General features: G+C 44.6%; 3 protein-coding genes and 1 pseudogene. 2 read left to right on the forward strand and 2 right to left on the reverse strand.

What is annotated here, in order from left to right:
- The coding region (locus PX484_RS13755) for an RNA-guided endonuclease InsQ/TnpB family protein (RefSeq protein ID WP_288104280.1) at positions 1–821 on the reverse strand (821 nt) is incomplete at its 3' end.
- A 78-nt stretch (positions 822–899) separates the two neighbouring features.
- Here PX484_RS13755 and PX484_RS13760 point away from each other — a divergent pair.
- A pseudogene (locus PX484_RS13760) lies at positions 900–1,106 on the forward strand (IS200/IS605 family transposase); the annotation flags it as partial.
- Positions 1,107–1,274: 168 nt separating this feature from the next.
- Here PX484_RS13760 and PX484_RS13765 read toward each other — a convergent pair.
- On the reverse strand, positions 1,275–2,747 hold the full coding sequence (locus PX484_RS13765; RefSeq protein WP_288104282.1) for a leucyl aminopeptidase: 1,473 nt from the start codon (positions 2,745–2,747) through the stop codon (positions 1,275–1,277).
- Positions 2,748–2,975: 228 nt separating this feature from the next.
- Between PX484_RS13765 and PX484_RS13770 the strand changes: the two genes are divergently transcribed.
- Positions 2,976–3,215, forward strand: a complete 240-nt coding sequence (locus tag PX484_RS13770) for a hypothetical protein (protein WP_002757689.1) — start codon at positions 2,976–2,978, stop codon at positions 3,213–3,215.
- Positions 3,216–3,335 lie beyond the last annotated feature (120 nt).

The following is a 3,335-nucleotide window of genomic DNA, read 5'->3' on the forward strand; positions in this document are numbered from 1 at the left end:
CAAAGGTAATGAGCTAACTTAAAATGCCAATCTCTACGAGTATTAGACACTTTTTCGTGTAATCTCGCTATCTTATCTTGGAGTTTCAACCAATTGTTCGAGCCTTTGACTTGATGTTTCAAGCGTCTTTGTAGCAATTTAAGCTTACTCTGTACTTTCAACAAAAATCGAGGGGCTTTGATTAAATCTCCCCGTGAAGTAGCGACAAAACTCTCAATTCCCGCGTCAATTCCTAAACAGGTCTTCCCTACTGTCATATCGGGAACTAATTCCGTAGATTGGAAAGAAACCAAAACGTAAAATCCCGACGCTTTTTGGATAATTCGAGCTTGTTTAGGCTCAAACCCAGACGGGTACTCCCTAGATTTCCTAATCCGAATTTTTCCCAATTGTGGAAAATTTAAGTATTCGTCACCTAGAAAATTTTTCGAGAGCGCGGGGAAAACAAAACTTCGCATCTTTTTCTTAAATCTAGGAAAGCCGAAGCCTTTCGATTTTATATGGTCAAACGCTTTATCTACAGTTTTTAAAACTTGCTGTAAGACTTGAGCGTTAACCGTCTTTAATATCGGGTAAACTTTTTTAGCTTCCGTTAGATTTTTAGCTTGAACGAAGTAATTTGGATAGGGTTGATCCGCAGGAATTATGTACTCAGAAACTAGCGAACAGCGATCCGCAAGACACTTTCGAGAGTTTAACCAATCTTTCCGTTCCGAGAGCGCGTAATTATAAACGCTCTTACAAACATCAAGAATGTGGACAATCTCTCGTTCCTGTTTCTTGTTTACCTTTAGTTTGTACTGGTAGGTAAGCGTTATCACTGTCGTTAGTTTCGTGATGTGATGTATAGTTAAATTGTAACACTTACTGCCTAGTATATCAACTAATTACAATCATGGACCAAACTAATCGCTAACCTTAAAACAGTTAGTAGTCGCTTAATTAGACAAGAATTTCCGGATTTGGCGGCAAAGTATTTCGACAACAAACCCTATTTTTGGGCGGGAGCTTATTTCGTGGCTAGTTGTGGCGACGTTACTGTCGAACAACTAAAAAAATACGTCGAGAACCAAAACTCCCCAAAAGTGGAAAGGCTACTGCGTTAGTTTCATTCTGGTCGCGATTCATCTCCCGTTAACCGCTACGCAGTTTAACGGGAGTCCTCTCGCGACCTTGAGATAGGGGTGAGGGGTGGGGCAGATTTTTCAGGGATCGGTAAACAGTAAACAGTGAAAATACTCCTCACCTAATACCGCTTACCGCTTACCGATAACTTAATTATTGGCCATCACCCAATTAACTAGAGTGCGGACGGGAAAACCGGTGGCCCCGGAATTATTAACGCCATTTTCTTTGTCGGACCAGACGGGAGCTGCGATATCTAGGTGCAGCCAGGGAGTATTATTAATGAATTGCTTCAAAAATAAAGCGGCTGTAATGGAACCGCCGGGGCGCGGGCCAGTGTTTTTCATATCGGCAATTGGAGACTTCAGCCCCTCGAAATATTTTTCTTCTAGGGGCATCGGCCAGAATTTTTCGCCAGCTAATTTAGCGGCCTCTTGGATTTGAGCTGCGAGACTCTCATCGCTACTCCATAAACCGGCGATATCGTCCCCCAAAGCGACGACACAGGCCCCGGTTAAAGTGGCTAGATCCACGATCGCATCCACCTCTAATTTTTCCGCAAAAACCAAGCCATCGGCCAGGGTTAATCGTCCCTCGGCATCGGTGTTATTGACTTCAATGGTTTTGCCATTAGAAGCGGTTAAGATGTCCCCGGGGTGCATAGCGCGACCACTAATCATATTTTCCGTAGCCGGACAGATAAAGTGTACTTCCACTTCTGGCCGTAATTGGGCGATCGCCTTGGCCGCGCCTAGGGTGGCGGCACCACCCCCCATATCCGTTTTCATGGTTTCGATGCCGCTGCCGGCCCCTTTAATATTCAAACCGCCGGAATCAAAGGTTAAACTTTTGCCAACGATTGCTAGTTTACGTTTCGGGGTTCCTTGGGGTTTATAGATTAAATGAATGAATTTCGGGGGAATATCCGAGGCTTTGGCTACTCCTAAGAAGGCTCCCATACCCAAGCTTTCGCATTCTTCCTGTTCCAGAATATTAAGACTTAATCCGTATTCGGTGGCAATTTGCTCGGCGGTTTCTGCCATGGTTAGGGGGGTAACGGTGTTAGCGGGAGCATTGACTAATTCTCTGGCCAGAATCACCCCGGAACAGATTTGCTCGGCCTTGGCGATCGCAGATGCTTGCTCTCCTAAACCCAATAACTCGACGGTTGCTAATTTGGCTCCTTTTTCCTCCTTAGTGGACTTGAAGCGGGTATCCTGATGATTGGCCAGTAGTAGTCCTTCCGTGATTGCTCCGGCGGTGGCGGACTGATCACCAACTACCGGTAAACTGATGGCCAGAGCTTGGCTTTTTTGTTGTTTGGCCAGACGAGCGATCGCAGCAGCCGCTAGACGCAGGGTTTGCAGGTCGAAATCGGCAGTTTTTCCCAATCCCACCAGGATTAATTTGCGAATCGGACCACCACCTAGACGAGTCGCCGCACTGCTGCCTAATTTTCCCTCGAATTCCGTCTCGGAGATGAGATCACCTAGGTTTCCCCCTAGTTTATCGTTTAATTCTGCCAATTCTCCTGCAATCTCGATGGTTCCTTCTGGTAAACCTAGGGCTAAAGTATCTCCTGTCCAGGTAAGGAGCGAGGTGTCAGTCGATCGAATATCCATTCTTTATCTCGATAATTCTTTGCAAATTGCTTCTATTAATCACTATACTGTAAGCTCTATCAGTTATCATCTATTCAGGTTTAGTGGCTCCCTGTCAAGAATCAAGGTCTAGCTCTTGCTAAAATCATTGTCCCTGATTGCTGATGCTGACTGGGGATAACTGCCAGCGGTTCTACTACTTAGAAAAAAATTACCAAGTTTGTGTTGATCCCTCAAGGAGAAATTTTTATGGAAATATCTCGCCCTAATCAAGCAGAATTAACCGCAGAAGAACAACAGGAACTAGAAAAGTTGCGAGCTATTATCGAACAGGCTAGTGTTGATGGCGTGATCACTCAAGGGGAAAGGGAAAGAATCGCCCTAGCTATGAGGTCTGATGGTAAAGTGACCCTGGAAGAATTAGAGTTGGTCAGAACTTTAATTACCGAAAAAGTGAGCAAAGGGGAATTAGTTCTGGATTATCTTTAAACTCTGGAAAATCAGATAAAAAAAGACGGGGTGAAAACCCCGTCCTATTTGTCAAGAATTATGACAAATCCTTGACTTGTGATACTAATTGTGCTACCACATCTTGAGCGCTACCAAAGA

This window comes from Microcystis sp. M49636_WE2, from assembly GCF_030065375.1.
Taxonomy (GTDB): domain Bacteria; phylum Cyanobacteriota; class Cyanobacteriia; order Cyanobacteriales; family Microcystaceae; genus Microcystis; species Microcystis aeruginosa_C.